The following is a 24457-nucleotide window of genomic DNA, read 5'->3' as shown; positions in this document are numbered from 1 at the left end:
TTGGCATGTGGCTTTACACCTATTCTTACCATTGGTCAGTGCTCTAGATTAAAACTGTAATATTAGTGAAATATTTCCTACCTACTATTCGCTCAGATTAATTCATTGACACAAATCTGACATACAACTGTCTCGGAGATTTCCTTATGACATCCCAAGCTTCTACTGCTGCTCCAATTAACAGCTCTAAGAATTGGGTACGTTGGGCCAACCTGGCACTGATGCTTTATCTTCTGCTTGTTGCAGTTTCCATGGTTGGTAGTGGTTTTAAATGGGCGGCAGGTGACGAAGCAAGAACCCTGTTTGAATTCGCCTCTCACCCTGTAGCAGGTTTGATGATCGGTATCGTGGCAACTGCACTGATCCAATCTTCAAGCACAGTCACATCGATTATTGTTGGTCTGGTTGCCGGTGGCTTACCAGTCGAAACAGCGATTCCTATGATTATGGGTGCCAACGTTGGCACAACTGTAACCAATACCTTGGTGAGCCTCGGCCACGCACGCTGTAAAGAAGAATTCCGCCGTGCATTCACCTGTGCAACGGTTCATGACTTCTTTAACTTAATGGCAGTCTCCATTTTCCTTCCTTTAGAAATGATGTTTGGCCTGCTAGACAAAATTTCGAGCTGGTTGGTTGCACCCCTAATGTTTGATGGCAGCCTGAGCATGAAAGGTCTGGACTTTATGGGTCCATTGACTAAGCCCTTGGTTAACGGCACCAAAGGTCTTTTCTCTTCACTACCTGGTGACTGGGGCGGCGTTGCACTGATTATTCTTGGTATCGCGCTTATCTTTGCTGCTATCACTATGATGGGCAAATTGATGCGCAAACTGATGGTTGGTCGCGCTAAAGAGCTTCTTCACAATGCAATCGGTCGTGGTCCTATGCACGGCATTGCATCTGGTACCCTGGTGACAATTCTGGTTCAGTCTTCTTCAACGACAACGAGCTTGATGGTTCCATTGGTTGGCACAAACGTCCTTAAGGTTCGCGATGTCTATCCGTTTACCCTAGGTGCAAACATTGGCACTTGTATCACTGCGCTACTGGCAGCGACGGCAGTCACTGGCCCTAATGCGGTATTTGCCTTGCAAATCGCGCTGGTACACCTTGTGTTCAACGTGCTCGCTACGCTGCTTATCTTTGGTACGCCATTCTTGCGCGAAATCCCATTGAAGTGTGCAGAGAAGCTGGGTGATGCTGCAGCTAAGAGCAAGTTGGCTGTGGTTGCTTACCTTGGTCTGGTGTTTGTTGCAATTCCATCACTAGTGATGTTAGCAACACAGTAAGTCGACACGCATTCGATAAACGCCCGCTTATGCGGGCGTTTTTGTTTTGGGAAAATAGCGCTGGCGTTGCACCCTTCCTGGTAACTAGGTCCTTCTGTTCCTAGGCTCGGCTCTTGATTGACCACAAAAAAGCCGGGGAATCCCCCGGCTTCTCAAAACCAACCCTTCAAAACCAGCTCTTCAAACTGAATGCTTAAATCGCGATAGGCGCCTTAATGCTAGGCTGCGCGTCATACCCTTCGATAACAAAGTCTTCCAACGTGTAATCAAAAATAGAATCTGGCTTACGTGCAATGGTCAGTGTCGGCTTTTTACCAGGAGCTCGTCTAAGTTGCTCGAAAACGATGTCATCCGTTAGGTGATTATGATAAAGGTGCACATCACCAAAAGTATGGACAAAGTCCCCGACTTCCAAATCACATTGCTGCGCAATCATATGCGTGAACAAGGCATAGCTGGCAATATTGAACGGTACACCAAGGAAGTAATCTGCACTGCGCTGATAAAGCTGGCATGACAATTTGCCATCAGCAACATAGAACTGAAATAAACAGTGGCAAGGTGCCAACGCCATTTTACCTTGCTCAACGTTAGCCTGAGGGCTGATGCTCTCATCCGGTAAATCGGCTGGATTCCATGCGGTGATGATATGACGACGCGAGTTAGGTTTGGTTTTGATTTGCTCAATAAGATCGGCGATTTGATCAACAGTAGAGCCATCAGGGCATGCCCATGAACGCCATTGGGCACCATATACAGGGCCAAGGTCACCGCTTTCTGTCGCCCACTCGTCCCAAATACTGACGTTGTTATCTTGCAGATATTTGATGTTTGTGTCGCCATTTAAGAACCAAAGCAACTCTTGAATAATGGCACGTGTATAGAGTTTCTTGGTCGTCAGCATCGGGAAACCTTCACTGAGATCAAAGCGCAGTTGTCGACCAAAGACAGAACGCGTACCCACCCCGGTGCGATCGCCGCGATCGCTGCCGTTATCAATGATATCCTGCATCAAATCAAGATATTGCTTCATGATTTTTCCTTACGTTACCCATCCAAGCAGCAAGCCAGATGTCAGATTAATGACAAAGAAAACCGCAGACAGGCTGCGGTTTTAGAATGCAAATTAGGCCGAACGCGTCGCGTTTTGTGCGCGACGATATGCCCAAACCATCATGAGTGCCCCACCAATAATCATCGGTGTCGACAAAATTTGTCCCATGCTTATCCAATCGCCGAATAGGCCGAGGTGTGCATCAGGCTCACGGAAGAATTCGACGATAAAGCGGAACGAACCATACCCAATCAAGAATAAGCCTGAAATCGCGCCCGCAGGGCGTGGATTGCGAGCAAACCAGTTAAGGATAAGGAACAGCACCACACCTTCAAGGGCAAATTCATAAAGCTGTGAAGGATGACGGGCAATCGGCCCACCTGTAGGGAAAATCACGCCCCAAGGCGCATCTGTCGCTCTCCCCCACAGTTCACCATTGATAAAGTTACCCAATCGTCCTGCACCCAACCCAAATGGTACCAGCGGCGCAATGAAATCAGACACAGTGAAGAAGGTGCGCTTGGTTTTGCGTGCAAACCAGAACATAGCGGCGATAACACCCAGCAAGCCACCATGGAAAGACATTCCCCCCGTCCATACTTTGAACAAAAAGATCGGGTCAGCAAGGAACGCGTCAAATTGATAGAAGAGCACATAGCCAATACGCCCGCCCAGCACAACGCCCAAGAACCCTGCAAACAGTAAGTCACTGACCTCATCGCGAGTCCAGCCACTACCAGGCTTGTCAGCAAGACGGTTGGCTAACCAAAGGGCGAATGCAAAGCCGGCAAGATACATTAAGCCATACCAGCGTACCGCCAGCGGGCCAATTTCAATCAGGATGGGATCTATTTGGGGGAATGTCAGAGACATAGCGTTGTCTTCCTTAGCTTAAAAACATACTTGCCCCAACCAAGAGCAAGAACACGGCAAAAACACGCTTGATAATCGGCGTTGGCAATCGTGAAGTCAGCCTCGCGCCGTATCGCGTGGTAAAAACAGAGGTGACTACAATACCAATCAATGCGGGTAAGTAAACATATCCGACACTGAAGCTTGGTAAGGTTTCAGTTTGAGTCAGCCCAAAAAAGATAAAACCAGCCATACCTGCCAACGCGAGAAAAACACCACACAAAGAGGCACTGCCGATCGCTTGGCGCATTTCAACGCCATAGTAATTGAGGTAAGGCACAGTCAATGAACCACCTCCGATACCCGCAAGGCTAGCAACCATGCCTATCAGACCGCCGCTGAATACATTTCTTGCCGGCGAAGGGAAGGGTTTTGCTGGCTTAACCCGCAGCGATAACACCATTTGAAGTGCCAGCAAAAGCACGATGACGCCAAACACACGTGGCAGATATTCGGTGGGCATCCGATCGGCAATCGCGCTTCCTAACACACCACCCAACAATATACCTGGCAACAGACTGCGCACAACGGCAGGCAGCACATTGCCTAAACGATAATGGGTATAGGCGGAGGAAGAAGACGTAATCACAATACTGGCGAGCGACGTGGCAAGCGCTATTGGCATCACCAATGAGGGGGTTATTCCTGCCCAAGGCAGCAGCACCGATAACGCAGGTACGACAACCAAACCACCACCAATGCCGAGTAAGCCTGCTAGCAAACCCACGCAACTGCCGAGTACAAGGCATGCCCCGAACAGCCATAAGGTGGCATCAACCATAAAATGTTCCTATTTGCCGACTCGGATGAGTCCACCCAAGCTATAGCGTTCTAAAAAGTCTTCGGAGGCTTTGCGTATCTCGCCAGTTAATGACAACTGCTGCATCGCGAGAACATGCTTTTGAAGCGCGTCTGACGGGATATGGCGTAATACATACTTGATTTTGGCAACGCTACGCGTATTCATACTCAGCTGTCGATACCCCATCCCCACCAGCAATGCAGCACCGATAGGATCACCGGCAAATTCACCACACACACTGACAGGTAGCTTCAAGCGCTGGCTGTTCACTAATATCTGGTGCAATACCGCCAAAACTGAGGGATGAAATGTATCATAGACGTCCGCGACGCGAGCATTGTTTCGATCTACCGCTAATAGATACTGCGTTAAATCATTCGTACCGACAGACAGAAAATCGATATGCGGGGCAATGGCATCAAACTGATAAAGCACAGACGGCACTTCCACCATGATCCCAAGGCGCGGCTTGTTGAGTGTTTTTCCTTGTGACAACGCCATTTCGGATACATCGTTAAATGCCCTATTTACCAAGGTCTTCGCTTCTAGCAGCTCAGAAAGCCCGGAGATCATTGGTAGCAGAATCGCAAGATTGCCTCGCCCAATACTGGCACGCAGCATGGCCCTGACTTGGATCAGGAAAATATCGGGGTGATCGAGCGTGAAACGAATGCCGCGCCAACCCAAAAACGGATTGTCTTCTTCAATTTTCAGATAAGGTAACGGTTTGTCTCCGCCAATGTCGAGAGTGCGCATCACGACTGATTGCTTAGGGTAACAATCAAGAATTGAACGATACTGCTTCACCTGATCGTCTTCTGATGGAAAGCTTCGCTGCATCAAGAAAGGAACTTCTGTCCGGTACAAGCCCACGCCGTCGACACCGCGATTAATGGCAATACTCGTGTCAGCACTCAATCCCGCATTAAGGTGGATCTCAACCCGCACTCCATCGGCGGTTTCTGTGCGACGAGTAAATGCACTATCCACTTCCTGTTGCAGTTCGAGCTCTTCATCGCGAAGGCGTTTGTACTCTTTCAGAATGTGCGCAGAGGGCTCAACCAGCACGCGACCTTTAAAGCCGTCCAGCACCACTTTTTTCTGATGAATCAGCTTGGGGTTAAATTCCACCCCCATCACGGCAGGAATGCCCAATGCCCGAGCCAAAATGGCAGCATGCGCATTCACCGCGCCCTCTTCTGCCACCACACCCGCCAAGCAATCGCGAGGAATGGCCGCTAACATCGCTGCGGTTAGTTCTCGGGCAAACAAAATGACGGGCTCATCAAGGTTCCACTGTTTTGATTCCTGATTTTCGAGGAAATACAATAAACGCTGACCAAGCTCTTTAACGTCATTCGATCGCTCGCGAAGATACGGATCTGACATGTTTTGGAAACGCTCAGCAAACGCGTCAATGGTTTGTTTGACTGCCCACTCTGCGAGATCGCCCTGCTCAATATGCTCGTTCATGGATTTCCGCAGCACGGGATCATTCAACAAGTGGATAAAGAGGTCAAAGATCGCCAGCGTGTCCTGATTGAGTTCGTTATCTAATCGTTTTCGTAAACGACGAAAATCAGCAATGGCAGCACTAATTGCCCCTTCGAGACGATCACGCTCTTTCTGGTTATCCAAACAAGAGGCAGGCAATACCAAGTCAAGTCTTGGCTGCGACACATCGCACCATGCTTTGGCGATCGCCACACCAGGAGATGCCGCAGCACCCTCTAAAAGCAGCGAGCCTTTGACATCACTTGGCCACAAACCTTGCGCTTTGGCGTGAGCAAAAACAACCGCTAACTGTGCGGCAAGCGTGACAAGAAATGACTCTTCGCTTTCATTAAACTGACGGGAGTCTCTTTGCTGCACAACCAACACACCGAGCACTTGGCGTCGATAAATGATAGGAGTACCAAGAAACGCATTGAAAACGTCTTCGCCGATATCAGGAAAGTGTTTGAAATCGATATGCCCGCTAGCATGGGCAAGATTGATAGGTTCGGCGCGACGGCCAACAAGACCAATGAGACCTTCATTGAAAGACAACGCGACACGGCGTGATTGAGCATTGAGGCCTTGGGTGGCCATCAATTCATAGACCTGACGATCATGATCAGCGATGTAAACAGAGCAACACTCTGTGTCCATCGCTGAACAGGTTTCACTCACTAAAGTATTGAGCGCTTGCTTAACGTCACTGGATGACGCCACGTTATTTACGATATCTCGCAGTTTCGTTAGCATCGGCGCCCTCTAAGCCTTCCTTTAGTTTTTAGTTGAACCTCGTTTACCTTTAGTGCGCTTCACTTTTCGCTCACGAAAAGGCATCGCAATCGCCGCAAATTCTTTCATTGCGCGTCGGTAAACATCGCGTTTAAACGACACCACCTGCCTAACCGGATACCAGTAACTGACCCAACGCCAACCATCAAATTCTGGCGTACCACTCCGTTGCATGTTCACTTTTGACTCGTCACATTCCAGCTTGAGCAAAAACCATTTTTGTTTTTGCCCGATACATACTGGCTTTGAATCCCATCGAACCAGACGTTTTGGCAACTTGTATCGCAACCAATGGCGACTTGTCGCCAAGATCTTTACGTCTTTTTTCGAGAGCCCTACTTCCTCGTATAACTCTCTATACATGGCTTGTTCTGGCGTTTCACCATCATCAATACCACCTTGGGGAAATTGCCAGGAATGTTGTCCATATCGACGAGCCCAGAGAACCTGACCGTGGCTGTTGCATATTACTATCCCAACATTGGGACGGTAGCCATCGCCATCTATCACTGGACGACCTCAAATATAAATCTCTATTAACAGTGATTTTTTCACACTATGTACACAGTGGTAAACAAACATTGTGTATGAAACGCATTTTTTGGGGAGTCCAACCGCCTTTAGGGATAAAACACACACTCCTCCTAAGTTATAAACAAGGTGATGAGACCAAACGCACATTTATTCACGCTTTCTGTGGATAGATTTGTGAAGAACATCTTTTAAACCGACAACAACCTTCATGGATTGGTGCTCTACCATGAGAATCAAAAATCGAAAAACCAAGATAAATCAATAAATATCATCAAGTTAAAACAGTAAGAATAATGAATCTCATAAGTTTTGATATCAGAATATCGCGAAGATCTTTAAGTGCTCAAAGATCCACCAAACGAAGAGTTACCCACACCATTCGTACGTTTCACCATCAATACTGTACGATTCTTATGTAATCAAGGTGATAAAAGCACTGTACATGCATCCATGAACGAAAAAATCATGTTTCTCGCCAGATCCTTGTGGATAACCTTTAAACATGCTTCTGGTTACAATGATCGCATTGTCTGCCCTATACAACACTGGCGTTTTGAACGCGAGGCTGATAGCGTTCTGGCGTTGATGACTGAATGGTAGACCGCATGATCCTTGCTCCAAACACCGAACACGAATTGCTCGAACGTGCTTACGCATTGGCAGGCTTTCCACTCGGCGAACTTGCCGCACAGCGAGGCATTACCTGCCCTGTGGATCTTCGTCGCGAAAAAGGTTGGGTCGGTATGTTGTTGGAAACTTGCTTAGGGGCAACAGCAGGAAGCAAGCCAGAGCAAGATTTTCAGGATCTTGGTATTGAGCTGAAATCGATCCCGATCAGTCATAGCGGTAAACCGCTAGAAACCACCTTCGTCTGCGTTGCGCCGCTAACGGGTGTTCACGGGCTGACATGGGAAAATAGCCACATCCGCAATAAGTTATCCAAAGTATTATGGGTACCCGTTGAAGGTGAACGCGAAATACCTTTAGCAGAGCGTCGCGTTGGGATGCCGCTTATTTGGCAACCTTCAGAAAAAGAAGAGCAGCAATTAAAGGCTGACTGGGAAGAACTGATGGAATTCATTGTACTCGGAAAAGTACATGAGATTTCTGCAAAACACGGTGAGTTTCTACAGTTACGCCCAAAGGCGGCACACAGTAAAATCAAAACAGAGGCTTATGGCGCAAAAGGACAACCCATCAAAACCTTGCCTCGCGGTTTCTATTTGAGAACTCAATTCACAGCAAAGATACTCGCCCGACATTTCTTATTGCCAGACAGCGAGTAACTGAAAGATTCAGAGTCTATTGCAGTTGGCGTATTCGTTTTTCCGCTAGAGCGAGATCTCCATGTCTTCTTTGCACGAGGCATCGGCAGGACCAAATTCATCATAAGGATCAAGTAAACGCATCGTTACCTTGCTAATACCAAGCTTTTTCAGCTTGGCACTGACTTGCTCCATGTTGTCAAAGTGCATCACTTCATCGGTTTTATCATCTCTCAAAGGTTCTAGTTGATGCCTAACTTCCACTTCCACGATGTGTTGTGCTCCACCAGCATGTGCCACCACATAGCAATGCGGCACATTATCAGGGTGAGCCTGTATCCAATTCTTTAATTGCTTGAGTTTCATCACGCCTCCCACCATGTTAACCAAATGTTAACTTTAGTATAAAAATGGGAGTGACTGACAAATTATCTTGATGAAATGTCTGTTTATACGGTGTGATTTCCACTCATGACACGCCTTACTCGCTGCCTTTTGCTCTGCGAGTTGAAGTAACACACCCTTCCCACAATTTTGAGGCTTGTACCGGAGGCAAAATCTCCTAAGATGGAAGTTCAAACCTCTTCTCTCGACAATGAGCCAAATTTTCCTCATTGAGCGATAAGCGCAATCCAAGGAGAACGGATGCAATATCATACTCTTCCTCATACCAGCCTAGACGTCAGTAAAATATGCCTCGGTACCATGACGTTTGGTCAGCAAAACTCAGAAGCTGATGCGCATGAGCAACTGTCATTAGCATTGGATCTTGGCGTGAACTTTATTGATACGGCAGAAATGTATGCCGTTCCCCCCACACAAGAAACCCAAGGTTTAACGGAAAAATACATCGGTAGCTGGCTGAAGAAATCAGGCAAGCGCGACAAAGTGATCATCGCCACCAAAGTGGCAGGCCCACGTGGCGTTCCTTACATTCGAGATAACATGTCGCTCGATCGCCGTAACGTCCGTCAGGCCGTTGATGACAGCCTTGCTCGCCTACAAACTGACTACATCGACTTGTATCAAGTTCACTGGCCACAACGCCATGTGAACAGCTTTGGCCAATTGAATTATCAGCATCAAGATGAAAAATCAGGCGTTACCTTACTCGATACCTTGGATGCTTTATCTGAGCTCGTTCGTGAAGGGAAGATTCGCTATATCGGTGTCTCGAATGAAACGCCCTGGGGAGTGATGAGCTACCTGCGATTGGCGGAAAAACACAGCCTGAGCCGAATTGTGTCTATCCAAAACCCTTACAACTTGCTTAACCGAAGCTTTGAAGTCGGCCTGTCAGAGATCAGCCACCAAGAAGGTGTTGAATTGTTGGCTTATTCGCCGTTGGCATTCGGTGTGCTAACTGGCAAGTATCTCAATGGTGCTCGCCCCGAAGGTGCGCGTTGCACACGTTGGGAGCGCTTTGCTCGATACTTTAATGAACAAGGACAAGCGGCGACGAAAGCCTATATCGATCTTGCCAATGAGTTTTCACTCGACCCCGCAAAAATGGCATTGGCGTTTGTGAACAGCCGCTCTTTCGTCGCCAGTAACATCATTGGTGCCACCACTCTTGAACAATTGAAAACCAACATTGCATCGATTGATCTGCAATTACCTGAAGAGTTGTTGGTTCGCATTGACGAAGTGGGTGCGAAATACTCAAACCCTTGCCCATAACCCATGCTGTAACGATCAAAAAAAGCGCCTAGATAGGCGCTTTTTTTGGGGAGTATTTATCGGGGCTAACATCAAGAAAGCCCCTTTCGTTACGTGGTGGGGTTCAACCTCAACCGTCGACGCATACGTGCCACTTCGCGTTGTGCTTTAAATTGAGGTGCTACCGTGTGACCGATAGAAAAGCCGTCTTTCTCAAAACCGATGTCTCGCAGTAAATGCTCAGACATGGGCTCTCCGACGTAACGGATACGTCGATGGGCTTTTCGCCATTGTGCTTCTTCATGCTTAATATCTAAACGAACAAATAATACGGCTAGACGAAGATAAAGTGATTGATTCATTGTGGACTCCATATTGTGTTTTGGAGGCCTTGGATAATCTACGGGGAAAAGGAGAGTTAACGCTTTTTCACATTGGCCGCAGAGATATCCGCGGCCCACTTTCGAGGGGTACGGAATTTACTGTACAGGTTTTCGAACATCTGCGCACGAACGGGAGACGCAGGTCATCACAGTGTTAAACGTATGATTTTTCATTTATTGCCTCCTTGGTTTCGTTAATGTTGAGTCAAAACTGCATTTGTAAATTCACTGTTAATTTTAATGTCGCAGGTCAATATATCAACAAGTTATTTCATACATCGACCAATTTGAAGTCATTGCCTCCATTCAGCACCCCGCTCAAAATTTCGCCATGCCATTCACTCTATATTGCCCATTAATTGGTACATTTCACTGCCTGTGTTTTTTTATGTCTGGTTATCTTTTTTTTCTCATCTTTGCCACCATTTCCCTGCAAAAAAACTCATTGTCACGTGTGAAAACATCACGCTTTTGATCAATCAATCATAAACCCATCAATCTATCCCTTTTACGGATGGTTAATAACTTTTACCAATCTAAATATTGGATACGATGACACCATCTTTTAGGAGGAACGCTCAATGAGAACAATGACTGACCGTATTCGACATGCCATCGCATTTGAAGTGATTGGCCTGATTCTCATCGTCAGCATCCTGTCCCAGTTTGGTTTTGATGCTGCCCACACAGGTGTGATGGGTATTGCGTTTTCAGTCATCGCGACAGGATGGAACTACATCTACAACGTGTGGTTTGATAAAGCGATGATGAAGCGAACAGGAACAACCAAGAAAGCACAAAAACACCGTATCTTACATGCTGTGTTATTTGAGTTGGGTTTGCTATGGATAACGCTGCCTGCAATGGCTTGGTGGCTAAACATTAGCTTGTGGCAAGCATTTCTGATGGATATTGGCCTTGTGGCTTTCTATCTGGTTTACGCTTATGTGTTTAACATTGCCTATGACAAGCTATTCCCGGTGCATTCAGAGACAGTCGCAGCTCACTAACAGTGAGCTCTATGCTAAACGACGAAATAAAAAAACCGCCTAACGGCGGTTTTTTGACTGAAACATACCCTAATTGCTCAAAGCGACTTATCGAAAGCTACGAGGTGCAGGGATCAGGCTGTGTTTATTCAATAGACGGTACATAGTCGCACGGGACACACCCAGCTCTTTTGCAGCCGCAGACACTTGACCATTATTGCTTTCCAAAACCGCCAACAGTGCATCACGCTCAGATTCTTCGCGGATTTTACGCAGGCTCTGTTTGTAGTCGCCCTGACGCGGCAGGTCTAAATGTTCAGCTTCAATCACCAGATTATCTGCCAGCAACACTGCACGTTTCACCTGATTGATCAGTTCGCGTACGTTACCCGGCCAGCTGTAGTTGCTCAGGATTTTATTGCCTTCTTCTGAGAAAGTACGCGCCTGTGTATTGTACTGGCGAGCAAATTTCAACAGGAAGTGTTCCGCAAGATCTGGGATATCAGCGCTACGCTCTCTGAGCGATGGTACTGAAATACGCAGTACGTTCAGACGATAGAACAAGTCTTCACGGAAAAGACCTTCAGCAACCGCTTTCTCCAAATCCATATGTGTTGCCGCGATCACACGAACATCAATTTCTTTCGCGTACTTATCATCGTGGGATTCCACGGTGCCGTCTTGCAACAAATGAAGCAAGTTCGCTTGAAGGTTAAGCGGTAAGTCGCCAATTTCATCAAGGAATAACGTTCCTTGGTGTGCTTGCTGCACCTTTCCTTCGTTCGTGCCATCACCAAATAGCTCTGATGAGATCAGCTTTTCTGGCAATGCACTGCATTTCACTGAAACAAACGGGCCTTTCGCGCGGGTCGAGGCATTATGAATCGCCATGCCTACCAGCTCTTTACCGGTACCGCTTTCACCGTGAATAAGCACAGAGACATCGGTGGGTGCGACACGACGTACTTGGTCACGAAGCTTTTTCATTACCGACGTTTTACCCAGCAGACCCATGTCACTGTGATCGCCCAACTGTGGCCATACATGGCGCTCAAGCTTCAACATACCCAACTGGTGACCAATGGTGCTCATCAGTTGGCTATCTGGAATTGGAGAGGTGAAGTAGTCAATACAGAAGCTCACAATGAACTGACAAATTGCATCATTGTTGAGTTGGTCTTCGCGGATCAGTGCCAGCCAACGCACTTGCTTATTGCGGTTGACGAGAGACGCCACACCATTGAGACTAAAGTCATCGTGACTGATATCAACAATACCGATACAAGGACCGATATCTTGAAGAAGAGATTGAGCAGCTCTAAGGTCATAACAACGGTGACAACGCCATCCCGCTTGTTCCAGCGTAGCTAACCATGGTTCGTAAGTTCCTCCAACCACAACGAGAGAACTTGGAACTGCCTCAGATCTGAATTGCATACCCATAACGCCTGCCTTTAGTCATCCATTAACGACATGTGTTCAAAATGTTGTGAGTTCATTATATTTTGTAAGACAACTTAGTCTGTCTCAGTATAGATACAACATGGCTCTCAATTCAGCCCGCATCCAAAAAGAGACACTCTTGTTGTAGTTAAGCCAGACGCGCAGATACCAAACACCATAAGATAACTATTTATAATTCAGTTAATTATGGTTCCACAGGAAATAATAATGACACCATCACACACATGCTTTTCTTTGAAGTCTCATTTTCAAGAAAAAATAATTTCTCTTTTATTTTTCTTAAATCATAGACGATGACCCGCTTTCGTGAGGGTATCTATTCATAGAGAAATCAAAACCGTGCCTCGACGAGACACGGTCTTTTAGTTAAGGCAGGAAAGTAGAAAATTTTAAGCCTAGCGAACCTGTTCACCACTCGCGATGACAGTTTCACGGACTTTATCTGCAAACTGCAACGCTTCTTCACGAACGGAATCTTCGTCTACGGTCAGTATGTCTCGGTTCTGCATTAAAACCTTACCATCGACAATGGCGTGTTTTACATTTGTCGCATAGGCCGAATAAACCAATGCGGAGTAAGGGTTGTACATTGGCACCATATTTGGCGCTTGGGTATCAATAACGATGATATCAGCCAGTTTGCCCACTTCCAGTGAACCAATGGTGTCTTCCATGTGCAGAGCGCGTGCAGCACCTATTGTGGCCATCTCAATCACTTTTACTGGCGGCATGGCTGCGCGGTCTTGATTCACCAGCTTATGTACTTTCGCGACCTGATTGAATTCATCGATCGTACTCAAAGTATTGCCTGACATTGGGCCATCGGTTCCCAAGCCAATGCGAAGGCCGTCATCAAACATCTTCAGTGCAGGAGAGACACCTTTGGCTGATTTGATGTTGGCACTCATGTTGTGCGCAATACCCACGTCATGCTTTTGCAGCAACGCAATATCAGCGTCATCTACATTGATAACATGAGCACCGACCAAATTCGGGGTAAGTGCGCCAATCTCGGCCATGTAGGCAACCGGCGATTTACCACCACTGCGCTCAGCAATCACTTCGTTCTCACGCTCTGATTCAGCCAGGTGGATCATCACAGGCACATCGTGCTCTAGCGATAGCTTGGTGATTTTCTGCAGCACTTCTGTGGTGTTTGTGTATGGCGCATGAGGAGCAAAAGCCGGCGTTATACGTGGGTGGTCTTTATATTGTTTGATAAAGTTAAGCGCATATTGGATCCCTTCTTCTGCATTCGCAGCGTCAGCAACCGGATACTTAATCACGGTTTCACCTAACACAGCACGCATACCGATTTGATCAACGGTTTTTGCCACTTCATCTTCGAAATAGTACATGTCAGCGTAAGTGGTCACGCCCCCTTTGAGCATCTCAACGTTACCCAGTTGCGCACCAATACGTACCATATCGCGACTCACCAGCTTCTTCTCTAATGGGAAGATATAACGGTGCAAGCGATCAGGCACATCGTCGCCGAGCGAGCGAAACACCGTCATCGACGCATGGGTATGAGTATTGATTAGACCGGGCATCACGATGTCACCGTCGACATCTAATACACGTTTCGCTTTGTAATCACCGGCAAGAGAGGCCTCCCCCACTGCAACGATCTTATTCCCCTTCACAGCAACAACACCTTGCTGATAAACCGTTTTATCGGCATTCATTGTCAGCACAGTCGCATCAGTGATCAGCAAATCAACATTTTCAGCGGCAAAGGCTGTTGTCGACATCATGGTCGCCAATGCGACACTAGCAGAAAGTAGCGTTTTTTTAAGCTTCATTTTCATCATCATTCAGCGGTAAGGGAAAACGCGAGCATCATGGGGGGCAAGGGACAAAAGCGGAACAAAAACGTTATTTGTATCGCAAAAAGTGTGAGCTACGCCAAACGATTGCTTATGGCATTTAGCGCATAAAAAAACACCGGATAAATCCGGTGTTTTTATGTCTCACAGACGTCTTAAATTCGTCTCACAACCAAGGCAATTACGCTTTATTTTGGTTCTGTGGACGCATCGCAGGGAACAAAATCACGTCACGGATAGTGTGCGTGTTGGTAAACAGCATCGCCAAACGGTCGATACCAATACCTTGACCTGCCGTTGGTGGCAAGCCATGTTCTAGTGCAGTAATGTAGTCAGCGTCGTAAAACATCGCTTCGTCATCACCCGACTCTTTCGCATTCACCTGCGCTTTAAAGCGCGCATCTTGATCTTCTGCGTCGTTCAGCTCCGAGAAGCCATTCGCCACTTCACGACCACCAATGAAGAACTCAAAGCGGTCGGTGAAGAACGGGTTGTCATCGCTACGACGCGCCAACGGAGAAATGTCTGCTGGGTAACCCGTAATAAAGGTTGGTTGGATCAGCTTAGGCTCTGCGGTTTCACCGAAGATTTCTTCAAGTAGCTGACCACAAGTCCAAAACTTCTCTACGTAGATGTCCAATGACTTCGCGATAGACACCATCAGATCGCGATTCTGAACACCGTCTTCATCCAATGCTTGGATGTCTGCGTGATCAGGATTGTATTGCTTGATGGCATCCAGCATGGTCATACGGGCATACTTACCACCGAACTCAACAATATGCTCACCGTATGGCATCGCAGAATTGCCCAGAACCTCGATAGCAACGGTACGCAGCATGTCTTCGGTCAGGTCAATCAGATCGTTGTAATCCGCATACGCCATATAGAATTCGATCATGGTGAATTCTGGGTTATGACGCGGAGACAAACCTTCGTTACGGAAGTTACGGTTGATTTCGAACACACGCTCAAAACCGCCCACAACCAGACGCTTTAGATAAAGCTCAGGGGCAATACGCAGGTACATTTCCTGATCAAGCGCGTTATGGTGCGTGATAAATGGACGTGCAGACGCACCACCCGGGATCACTTGCATCATTGGCGTTTCTACTTCCATAAAGTCTTTCGACTCCATGTAGCGGCGAATCGCTGAAATAAGCTTTGAACGCACTTTAAATGCGTTACGAGACTCTTCGTTCACGATCAAGTCAACGTAACGCTGACGGTAACGCGTCTCTTGGTCAGTCAAACCGTGGAATTTTTCCGGAAGCGGACGCAGTGCCTTCGTCAGCAGTTGGAACTCTTCCATGTTGACGTAAAGGTCACCTTTGCCTGATTTATGCAATGCGCCTTTGACACCAATGATGTCACCGATATCGAGACCTTGGTATTTCTCTTTCAGCTCATTTTGAACATCTTTCGCTGCATACGCCTGAATGCGACCGCTTACGTCTTGTAACGCAAGGAATGGACCACGCTTCGCCATAACACGGCCAGCAACGCTAACCTTATGGTCCAGTGCTTCTAACTCTTCCTTGGTTTTTTCGCCAAACTCAGCCTGAAGATCTGCCGCTTTGTGCTCACGGCGGAAATCATTTGGATGGCCGTTCGCTTTGCAGCTTTGACGAATGTGGTTCAGTTTTGCACGACGTTCAGCAATCAGCTTGTTTTCGTCTTGTAACTGGTCAGTCATAGTGAGTGAACCTTTGAATTAACGTAAAAAATCACAAACCAGATTTCAGGCTGGCTTCAATAAACTTGTCGAGATCACCGTCCAGTACCGCTTGGGTATTTCGGTTTTCGATGCCGGTACGCAGATCTTTAATGCGTGAGTCATCCAGTACGTAAGAACGGATTTGGCTGCCCCAACCGATATCAGATTTAGAATCTTCGTTCGCTTGCTTCTCTGCGTTCTGCTTTTGCAGTTCCAGTTCAAACAGTTTTGCGCGAAGTTGTTTCATCGCCTGATCTTTGTTTTTGTGTTGGCTTCGGTCATTCTGGCACTGCACCACGGTATTCGTCGGTACGTGGGTAATACGAACCGCAGATTCGGTGGTGTTAACGTGCTGACCGCCCGCGCCAGAGGCACGGTAAACGTCAATGCGTAGATCCGACGGGTTAATGTCGATATCAATATTCTCGTCCACTTCTGGATAAATAAACGCAGAAGCAAAAGAGGTATGACGACGACCGCCTGAATCAAACGGAGATTTACGCACCAAGCGGTGAACGCCTGTCTCGGTGCGCAACCAGCCATAAGCATATTCGCCGCTGATGCGAACCGTCGCTGATTTCAATCCAGCCACATCACCAGCAGACACTTCAATGACTTCAGTCTTGAAGCCTTTCGCGTCAGCCCAGCGCAGGTACATACGCAACATCATGGATGTCCAGTCTTGCGCTTCTGTCCCGCCTGAGCCTGCTTGCAGGTCAATATAGCAATCAGAACTATCGTGATCGCCAGAGAACATACGACGAAATTCAAGCTTTTCTAGCTTGCCTTCCAACTCCGACAGTTCTGGCTCGATTTCGTCAAAGGTATCTTGGTCGCTTTCTTCAACGGCCAGCTCCAACAAATCGGTGATGTACTCGCCACCTTGGCCAAGCTGGTCGATTGTTTCGACAACCGCTTCCAGCGAAGCGCGTTCACGGCCAAGCGTTTGTGCACGCTCAGGATCGTTCCACACATCAGGTTGTTCGAGTTCTGCATTGACTTCTTCTAGACGCTCTTTCTTGGCGTCGTAGTCAAAGATACCCCCTAAGGACAGTTGCACGCTCGGCAATGTCCGCTAGGCGGTTTTTGATTGGATTGATTTCAAACATGGTCACTTATCTAAGTTCAGAATGAGTTTTAACCGCAGAATTCTACAGAATTGCGGGAGGAATAAACAGAGTGTGATGGGGATCAAAGGAGATATTTTAAAGAAAAAGCGATAAAGAGAAAAAAGCGACAATCCGAAGTTAGCAAGAAGAGTGGGGCACTCAGCCCTGCTCTTCCTCGGATCTTGGATCTTGGATCTTGGATCTTATCGAACTTACACCGCCACCATGTGCTCCACCATCAACTGCACCGTGCGGTTACCGCGAAACTCATTCACATCAAGGCGATAGGCAAGTTCAACCACCTGCACCGACGGATCCGGCCAGCGGCGTAGATCCACGTTAAACGCAATGGCATCGACCATTTGCCCACCTAATGCAGGTTCTAGCATCATTTTTAGGTGCTTTCCGCCCACCAGCTTTTGGTGCAGCAGTTTAAACTTGCCGTCAAACAGTGGTTCAGGGAAACCTTGCCCCCAAGGACCGCCAGCGCGCAGCGTTTCTGCCACATCCATGCTGATCTCTGTTGGCATCAGTTCACCATCAGACAGCAATACACCCTTGAGCTCGTCTTCGCTAATAATGCTCTGAACCGCCTCATCAAACAAACGCGAGAAACGCTCGTAGTCGGCTTCGGCAATGGTTAAGCCTGCTGCCATGGCATGCCCACCAAATTTCTTAATCAAACCGGGATTTTGTGTATCAATTAAATCCAAGGTATCGCGCATATGTAGGCCTTGAATTGATCGTGCAGAGCCCTTTATTTCACCCTCATCCCCTGCTGCAAACGCGATCACTGGGCGATGAAATTTGTCTTTAATACGAGAAGCGACAATGCCGATCACCCCTTGATGCCATTCCCGCTGAAAAAGCGCCAAACCACTAGGCAGACGGGTATCTTCGCCAAATTGCAGGCGCTCGCAAATGGCCATGGCTTCTTCTTTCATGCCTTGCTCAATATCTTTTCGGCTTTGGTTGAGCGCATCCAATTCACTCGCCATTTGACGGGCAGCAGGTAAACTTTCACTCAACAAAAGTTCAATACCGAAAGACATATCATCCAAACGCCCCGCGGCGTTGATGCGTGGCCCCAATGCGAAACCAAAATCACTGGCCACCAGCGTTGCCATGTTGCGGTTTGCCACTTCAATCAGTGCTTGTATACCCGGTCGGCATTTGCCCGCGCGAATACGCATTAACCCTTGGTGCACCAAAATCCGGTTGTTGGTATCCAGCGCGACCACATCCGCCACCGTGCCCAGGGCAACCAAATCCAGCAGGTCGGCCAAGTTGGGCTCAGGAATATTCCGTTCACCAAACCAACCCGTTTCTCGAAGGTGGGCACGAAGTGCCAGCATAAGGTAAAACGCCACACCAACACCTGCCAACGATTTGGACGGAAACCCGCACTCATCGAGATTCGGGTTCACCATGGCATCGGCGTCAGGCAGCACGTTGCCCGGCAAGTGGTGATCAGTCACCACCACCTGAATGCCACGCTCTTTTGCTGCAGCCACGCCTTCAATCGATGACACTCCGTTATCTACGGTCATGATAAGTTCCGCGCCTTTTGCCGCCGCTTGCGTCACCACGTCTGGGCTTAAGCCATAACCATCATCAAAACGGTTTGGCACCAAGTAATCCACGTTGTGGCAGCCCATCATGCGAAATGCAGTGACGGACAGTGCGGAACTCGTCGCACCATCAGCATCGAAATCCCCCACCACGATAATACGTTGCCCTTGTGTCATAGCATTGGCCAGCAGTTTTACGGCTTTCTCTATACCGTGTAGCTCGCTATAACGATGAAGCCCTTTTGCGCCGCGCTCTAGTTCACCTTCGTTGGTGATACCACGGTTAGCATAAATGCGTTGAAGCAAAGGCGGCATTGAAGCAGGAAACACAGCGTCAGGGGCTGATTGGCGGCGTTTAATTTCAATCATGAGAACAAGACCTGTCTGTGGCGGTGCTTACACCGACGACTGTAAGAATGCGGATTGAGGAATTCATTGTAACGAGATGGAGATAAAGCGAAACCCTCATGCACCGTTTGCATGCAGTTAAAACCAAAATGGGTATTAGAACGCAAAAAAGCGCAGACGGTCGCCTGCGCTTTTTATCACATACTGTTTCTTAGCCTTTCTGCTGAAGCACTTCTAGCAGTTTAGGGGCAGGCAAATAACCGGAAAGGATAGTGCCATCTTGCAGCATGATGGCTGGCGTGCCACTCACACCCATTGAAGTACCAAGCGCCATATGACGGCGAACCAGGTCGACACATGCATCGGATTCTTCTTCGAATCTACCCGCTTTGGCTGCATTCATCGCTGCAGATTTATCAGCCTCACACCAAATCGCACTCATTTGCTTCATGTTTGGTGAGCGCTCACCTGAGCGAGGAAAAGCCAAGTAACGAACAGTGATCCCCAAGTCGTTATAGTCTTGCATCTCGCGGTGCAGCTTCATGCAATAGCCGCATGTGGTATCGGTGTACACGTTAACCACATATTTTTCATCTTTGGCTGGGTACACAATCAACTCTTTCTCGACACCGGCAGCATCGAACAGCTTTTTGTTACGTTTGGCTTGCGTCAGTTCGGTCAAGTTAACGGATTCTTTCTCGTTGGTGTGAAAAAGTTGGCCATAGATAAAGTAAGAACCGTCTTTATTGGCGTAAATCACGCCACCATTCGTGACCACTTCAAAAAGCCCCTCAACAGGTGATGCTTCAATGCTTTCAATGTTCAGTCGATATTGCGTTAACACATCAGCAATTGCTGCTTTGTCAGCGCCTTCTGCCGCCTGAGCGCCAAAAGAAAACATGGCTGAAGAGAGCATGACACCCGCAAGCAGTCGTTTGAAATTCATTGTATTTATCCTACTTATTCAACTAAGGCCCACAAGACGCAGGCATACCATCACTCTTTCAGACCGGAAAACAGCGAAAAAATCCCTACATATGCAAAAATAATTTTCTGTCAGCCGTTGAGCTAACTTACCTAATCGCTTTTTCAGGGCGTTAGTAAAGAGCGCTATTATGCCCGAGGATGGTGCTCTTGGTGCAATTGTTTTAGTCGCTCGGTGGCGACGTGTGTGTAAATTTGCGTGGTCGACAAATCGCTATGCCCGAGCAACATCTGCACCACACGCAAATCCGCGCCATGATTGAGCAAATGGGTAGCAAAAGCATGGCGCAATACGTGTGGCGATAATAACTCGCTATCAATGTTGGCCAATGCCGCATAGAACTTAATACGATGCCAGAAGGTCTGTCGAGTCATCATTCGTCCGCGACGACTGGGGAAAAATACATCAGACGTCTTTTCGCCCAGCAATCCTTGTCGGCCATGCGCAAGATAACGCTCTAGCCAAACAACGGCCGATTCCCCCATAGGCACCAAGCGCTCTTTGCCCCCTTTACCAATCACCCGCACAACGCCTTGGCGCAAGCTGACGTTTTCCGTGGTTAGACTGATCAACTCAGTCACACGTAATCCTGTCGCATAAAGCAATTCCATCATGGCTTTATCGCGCAGTTCGAGCATGTCATCCGCATCGGGCGCATCCAGCAGGGCTTCTACTTGTTCTTCAGAGAGATCCTTCGGCAAGCGCTTTGGCAATTTGGGACTAATCAAGGTCGCGCTGGGATCATCTTCTCGTTGCTTTTCTCGATAGAGATATTGAAAAAGACGACGCATAGCAGACAGCATACGGGCACGACTGGTCTGCTTAAAATCTTGATCAAACAGCCAGTGCTGATAATCCTGCAACGTTGACGTGGTGACCGTCGTTAACTGCACGTTATCTTGGGATAACCAATGGCACAGCTTCATTAAATCATTGCGATAAGAAACCAAGGTATTCTCTGATAACCCTCGCTCCATCCACATTGCATCTAAAAACTGTTCAACCAAACTGGTGTTTTGTTCCACGATTCACTCACTTACCGACACTATTTCACTTTCTTCAAACTACCTCACTTTGCTCTGAATGCAAGCGTAGCCAGTGTTTTAAGGTGTTTCCCGAGTATTTGTTCAGCAAAGTTAGCGCAATAGGCAAACTCAAGGGTAGAGAAGCCGACTCGTGACAGGTAAAATCGCGCCAAGCGCAACAGCAGGAAATAGGCATGAAGATAGGTTTGTTCTACGGTTCAACGACGTGTTACACCGAAATGGCAGCGGAAAAGATCCGCGATATTCTAGGTGACGAGTTAGTGGACGTTCACAACATCAAAGACGTCCCCGTGAGCAACATGAATCAGTACGATCTTCTGTTACTGGGCATTTCCACATGGGATTTTGGTGAGCTTCAAGAAGATTGGGAAGCGGTTTGGGATCAGCTTGATGGACTTAAACTGCAAGGAAAAACCGCGGCACTGTTTGGACTGGGCGACCAGGAAGGCTATGCCGAATGGTATCTCGATGCCATGGGGTTGTTGCACGACCAATTGCGACCAACCGGGCTTAACTTCGTTGGCTACTGGCCTGTTGAGGGTTACACCTTCGACGCCTCCAAAGCATTAACCGAAAATGGAAAACACTTTGTCGGGCTCGCACTAGATGAAGACAGCCAATATGAGTTGAGCGACGAGCGCATCGCCACATGGTGCGAACAAGTGCTGACCGAATACCAAGCATTGCTTTAACCTTAACTCTCGAGCACAGCCTTCTTTTCGGCATAAAAAAACCACCGCACGCGGTGGTTTTTTTGACGATGAAAATTGGCGCTTCAACGCATACATCACATCACTTAGGCGTGAGACGACTCGCCTTTCGGTGCGGGTGCAAAACGAACAGCCACTGTCGCAATTACGGTTGGCAACAGCCATGCCATACCAAAGTTGAACAATGGTAGCGCGTTAAGTACCGATACATCCATGCCAGCCACTTTCGCCGCGTCCAACAATGCAAATACCAGCGACACGCCCAAAACCACACGGTAAGCCAGTGCTGGGTTAGGCATGAAACGACGCAGGAAGGTCAACGCAATCAATGCAATTGCCACCGGGTACAGGGCAAACAGTACCGGCACTGAAATAGCGATTAGCTGGGTTAAACCCACGTTCGCCACAATGGCACAGGCCACAGACAGAATCACAACCCACTGACGATACGATATTTTCACCAAGGTGCTGAAGTAATCCGCACAGGCAGATACCAAGCCAATCACCGTCGTTAAACACGCCAGAACGATAATGGCAGACAAAATAATCTGACCCGCGGGGCCAAACAATGCCATCACATATGCCGACAAAATTGCACCACCGTTTGCTGCCCCTGCAGCCACACCGGTTGCGGTTGCGCCGAGGTAGAACAAAGAGACGTAAACAAACGCCAAGCCCGTTGCTGCAATCACGCCAGCACAAATCAGGTATTTGCAGGTTTTTGCGTCAGAGTTGATGCCTTTTTTACGGATCACATCCACAATCAGCATGCCGAACATCAGCGCTGCGAAGGTGTCCATGGTGTTGTAACCTTCGAGGAAGCCTGTTGCGAATGCTTGATCTACATACGCGCCTTGCGCTGCGGCGATATCACCTTGTGGATTCACCACGACAGCAATAGCGAGCACAACCAATGCCGCAAACAACGCCGGTGTTAGCAGTTTACCGATGGTATCAATCAGCTTCCCTTGAGACAGAGAGAAGAACATGGCGACCGCAAAGAACACCACAGAAAACATGGAAAGTTCCCACTGGCCTGCATCCGTCAAAAATGGCTTAAAGCCCATTTCATAAGCCACGAGACCAGCACGAGGGGCGGCAAATGCTGGGCCGATTATGATAAAAATCAACACCGCCATCACAGTTGCCACGGACGCTGGCAAATCACGGGTTAAGCCTTTCCAACCGCCACCCGCAACAGCAACGGCAATAATTCCGATGAGAGGCAAACCTACCGCCGTGGTCAAAAAACCCAGCATGGCAGAAAAAGTATGATCACCCGCAAGGAAGCCTGCTTGTGGTGGGAAAATGATATTGCCAGCCCCGAGGAAGAACGCAAAGGTCATAAAACCTAGCGCGAGTATGTCGCTAACCTTTAAACTCTCTTTCACTATTTATTACCTATTTTCTGTTTGCAGATGTGTATTTGCTTATACGTGTAATCAATCGGTTAGCTTTTTGGTTTTTTTTACTGAGCTTTACCGAATAGACAGGATAATGACGAAGTTTCACTATACAGACAATAGCGCAACAGAATTCAGATTATAAATTCAACTTTAATGCAAATATAAGAATTAAATTCCAACAATTGACATTTATATGAAACTATCAAAAGAAAATGACACGCAAAGATGGTAACAACAAAGCAACATTATCATCTATTTTTTGAGCAATTTAAGAAAATCACGTGACGGAGAAAAAGTGAGTAAAGGCTTTCAATTCAAGCAGTTTTCGATTGAGAATAGCGATTGCGGCATGCCGGTGAGCACAGATGGCGTACTACTTGGCGCGTGGGCTAACGCAAATAAGCACGATGCTGTATTGGATATAGGAACGGGAACGGGCTTACTGTCTTTGATGATGGCGCAACGATTTCCTCATGCTCACATCACTGCCATTGATATTGATCAACAAGCTGTGGCAACCGCGCGCCTCAATGCAGAACAATCTACTTGGGGTCACCGTATTCATGTCATGCAACAAGACATTACGCAGTGGCCAGATTCAAAAAAATTCGACACCATCATTTGTAACCCCCCCTACTTCAACTCAGGTGAGCACGCGGCAGACGTAAAACGTGCGATGGCACGTCATACCGATACGCTGTCACATGACGGCCTATTAAAAGCAATAAAATCGCGCCTTTCCCAAAACGGACACGCCCACTTGATCTTACCTTCAGTAGAAGCTGAACAATTGATCACTAAAGCGATCTCTCACGGTTTATACTGTCATCGACTAACCACGGTGAAACCGACACCAAACAAGCCCGTGAGCCGAAAACTCATCACCCTTTCCCCTGTCGAACACGAAAAGTGCCTGCAAAACGCCTTAGTGATCCAAGAGAACGGCGCCTATTCCGACGACTTTGTGGCACTAACAAAAGATTTTTACCTCAAGATGTGATGACCACACTTGAAATTATCTCAACTATCTATGTCAGTTTATCTCGTTGGACGATGCATCTTAGGGAAGTTTGGGTATATAATCCGCCCCTAACTT

The 24457-nt window shown here is 47.7% G+C and carries 21 protein-coding genes; 6 read left to right on the top strand and 15 right to left on the bottom strand.

The annotated features are described in order from the left end of the window. The first annotated feature begins 146 nt into the window (after window positions 1–146). Complete coding sequence (locus AB8599_RS02475) at window positions 147–1292, top strand: Na/Pi symporter (RefSeq protein WP_407332235.1); 1146 nt, start codon at window positions 147–149, stop codon at window positions 1290–1292. A gap of 193 nt (window positions 1293–1485) precedes the next feature. Here AB8599_RS02475 and AB8599_RS02470 read toward each other — a convergent pair whose 3' ends face one another. The 5 genes from AB8599_RS02470 to rppH form a co-directional block, all read right to left on the bottom strand. Continuing rightward, a complete protein-coding gene (locus AB8599_RS02470) occupies window positions 1486–2325 on the bottom strand; it encodes a thymidylate synthase (RefSeq protein WP_407332234.1) in 840 nt (279 codons plus the stop codon). A 93-nt stretch (window positions 2326–2418) separates the two neighbouring features. Then, window positions 2419–3219, bottom strand: a complete 801-nt coding sequence (lgt, locus tag AB8599_RS02465) for a prolipoprotein diacylglyceryl transferase (protein WP_407332233.1) — start codon at window positions 3217–3219, stop codon at window positions 2419–2421. Between the two features lie 13 nt (window positions 3220–3232). Then, window positions 3233–4039, bottom strand: coding sequence for a sulfite exporter TauE/SafE family protein (locus AB8599_RS02460; RefSeq protein ID WP_407332232.1), 807 nt, complete (start codon window positions 4037–4039; stop codon window positions 3233–3235). A 9-nt stretch (window positions 4040–4048) separates the two neighbouring features. After that, window positions 4049–6307, bottom strand: a complete 2259-nt coding sequence (gene ptsP, locus AB8599_RS02455) for a phosphoenolpyruvate--protein phosphotransferase (protein ID WP_407332231.1) — start codon at window positions 6305–6307, stop codon at window positions 4049–4051. A gap of 21 nt (window positions 6308–6328) precedes the next feature. Then, window positions 6329–6856, bottom strand: coding sequence for an RNA pyrophosphohydrolase (gene rppH, locus AB8599_RS02450; RefSeq protein WP_407332230.1), 528 nt, complete (start codon window positions 6854–6856; stop codon window positions 6329–6331). 629 nt (window positions 6857–7485) lie between these two features. Here rppH and mutH point away from each other — a divergent pair. Continuing rightward, window positions 7486–8166 (top strand): DNA mismatch repair endonuclease MutH, encoded by a 681-nt coding sequence (gene mutH / locus AB8599_RS02445; RefSeq protein ID WP_407332229.1) that lies wholly within the window; start codon window positions 7486–7488, stop codon window positions 8164–8166. 45 nt (window positions 8167–8211) lie between these two features. Here the strand turns inward: mutH and AB8599_RS02440 are convergent, their stop codons facing one another. Next, window positions 8212–8511 (bottom strand): DUF6482 family protein, encoded by a 300-nt coding sequence (locus AB8599_RS02440; RefSeq protein ID WP_394211088.1) that lies wholly within the window; start codon window positions 8509–8511, stop codon window positions 8212–8214. 279 nt (window positions 8512–8790) lie between these two features. Here AB8599_RS02440 and AB8599_RS02435 point away from each other — a divergent pair, with 279 nt between their 5' ends. Further along, window positions 8791–9825, top strand: coding sequence for an NADP(H)-dependent aldo-keto reductase (locus tag AB8599_RS02435; protein WP_407332228.1), 1035 nt, complete (start codon window positions 8791–8793; stop codon window positions 9823–9825). Window positions 9826–9914: 89 nt separating this feature from the next. On the opposite strand, the gene AB8599_RS02430 is transcribed toward AB8599_RS02435, so the two are convergent. Continuing rightward, window positions 9915–10166 carry a hypothetical protein gene (locus tag AB8599_RS02430; RefSeq protein WP_407332227.1) on the bottom strand — a complete coding sequence of 84 codons (252 nt, stop codon included), beginning with the start codon at window positions 10164–10166 and terminating at the stop codon, window positions 9915–9917. Window positions 10167–10768: 602 nt separating this feature from the next. On the opposite strand from AB8599_RS02430, the gene AB8599_RS02425 reads away from it, so the two are divergent. Then, entirely contained in the window at window positions 10769–11197 is a 429-nt protein-coding gene (locus tag AB8599_RS02425) for a PACE efflux transporter (RefSeq protein WP_407332226.1), read from the top strand. A gap of 87 nt (window positions 11198–11284) precedes the next feature. Here AB8599_RS02425 and AB8599_RS02420 read toward each other — a convergent pair whose 3' ends face one another. The 7 genes from AB8599_RS02420 to xerD form a co-directional block, all read right to left on the bottom strand. Continuing rightward, window positions 11285–12619, bottom strand: a complete 1335-nt coding sequence (locus AB8599_RS02420) for a VpsR-related response regulator (protein WP_407332225.1) — start codon at window positions 12617–12619, stop codon at window positions 11285–11287. A 416-nt stretch (window positions 12620–13035) separates the two neighbouring features. After that, entirely contained in the window at window positions 13036–14445 is a 1410-nt protein-coding gene (locus AB8599_RS02415; protein ID WP_407332224.1) for an amidohydrolase, read from the bottom strand. Window positions 14446–14650: 205 nt separating this feature from the next. Continuing rightward, complete coding sequence (gene lysS, locus AB8599_RS02410) at window positions 14651–16165, bottom strand: lysine--tRNA ligase (RefSeq protein ID WP_407332223.1); 1515 nt, start codon at window positions 16163–16165, stop codon at window positions 14651–14653. 31 nt (window positions 16166–16196) lie between these two features. Further along, window positions 16197–17295 (bottom strand): peptide chain release factor 2 gene (gene prfB, locus AB8599_RS02405; protein ID WP_407332222.1). Its coding sequence is split into 2 segments (ribosomal slippage): window positions 16197–17219 and window positions 17221–17295, totalling 1098 coding nucleotides; the frame shifts between segments, so codons are not numbered across the junction. Window positions 17296–17507: 212 nt separating this feature from the next. Continuing rightward, on the bottom strand, window positions 17508–19235 hold the full coding sequence (gene recJ, locus AB8599_RS02400; protein WP_407332221.1) for a single-stranded-DNA-specific exonuclease RecJ: 1728 nt from the start codon (window positions 19233–19235) through the stop codon (window positions 17508–17510). A 190-nt stretch (window positions 19236–19425) separates the two neighbouring features. Further along, window positions 19426–20160 carry a bifunctional protein-disulfide isomerase/oxidoreductase DsbC gene (dsbC, locus tag AB8599_RS02395; protein ID WP_407332220.1) on the bottom strand — a complete coding sequence of 245 codons (735 nt, stop codon included), beginning with the start codon at window positions 20158–20160 and terminating at the stop codon, window positions 19426–19428. Between the two features lie 167 nt (window positions 20161–20327). Beyond that, the gene (gene xerD / locus AB8599_RS02390; RefSeq protein WP_407333160.1) at window positions 20328–21182 is read right to left on the bottom strand and encodes a site-specific tyrosine recombinase XerD; all 855 of its coding nucleotides are present in this window, start codon (window positions 21180–21182) and stop codon (window positions 20328–20330) included. Window positions 21183–21418: 236 nt separating this feature from the next. On the opposite strand from xerD, the gene fldB reads away from it, so the two are divergent. Next, a complete protein-coding gene (fldB, locus tag AB8599_RS02385) occupies window positions 21419–21937 on the top strand; it encodes a flavodoxin FldB (protein WP_407332219.1) in 519 nt (172 codons plus the stop codon). Between the two features lie 104 nt (window positions 21938–22041). On the opposite strand, the gene brnQ is transcribed toward fldB, so the two are convergent. Next, window positions 22042–23346, bottom strand: a complete 1305-nt coding sequence (gene brnQ / locus AB8599_RS02380) for a branched-chain amino acid transport system II carrier protein (protein ID WP_407332218.1) — start codon at window positions 23344–23346, stop codon at window positions 22042–22044. A gap of 310 nt (window positions 23347–23656) precedes the next feature. Between brnQ and AB8599_RS02375 the strand changes: the two genes are divergently transcribed. Next, window positions 23657–24361, top strand: a complete 705-nt coding sequence (locus AB8599_RS02375) for a tRNA1(Val) (adenine(37)-N6)-methyltransferase (RefSeq protein ID WP_407332217.1) — start codon at window positions 23657–23659, stop codon at window positions 24359–24361. Window positions 24362–24457 lie beyond the last annotated feature (96 nt).

This window comes from Enterovibrio litoreus (genome assembly GCF_045679545.1).
In the GTDB taxonomy this organism is placed as follows: domain Bacteria; phylum Pseudomonadota; class Gammaproteobacteria; order Enterobacterales; family Vibrionaceae; genus Enterovibrio.
Note: the sequence above shows the minus strand (reverse complement) of the source record. Positions and strands in the feature narration are given on the sequence as shown.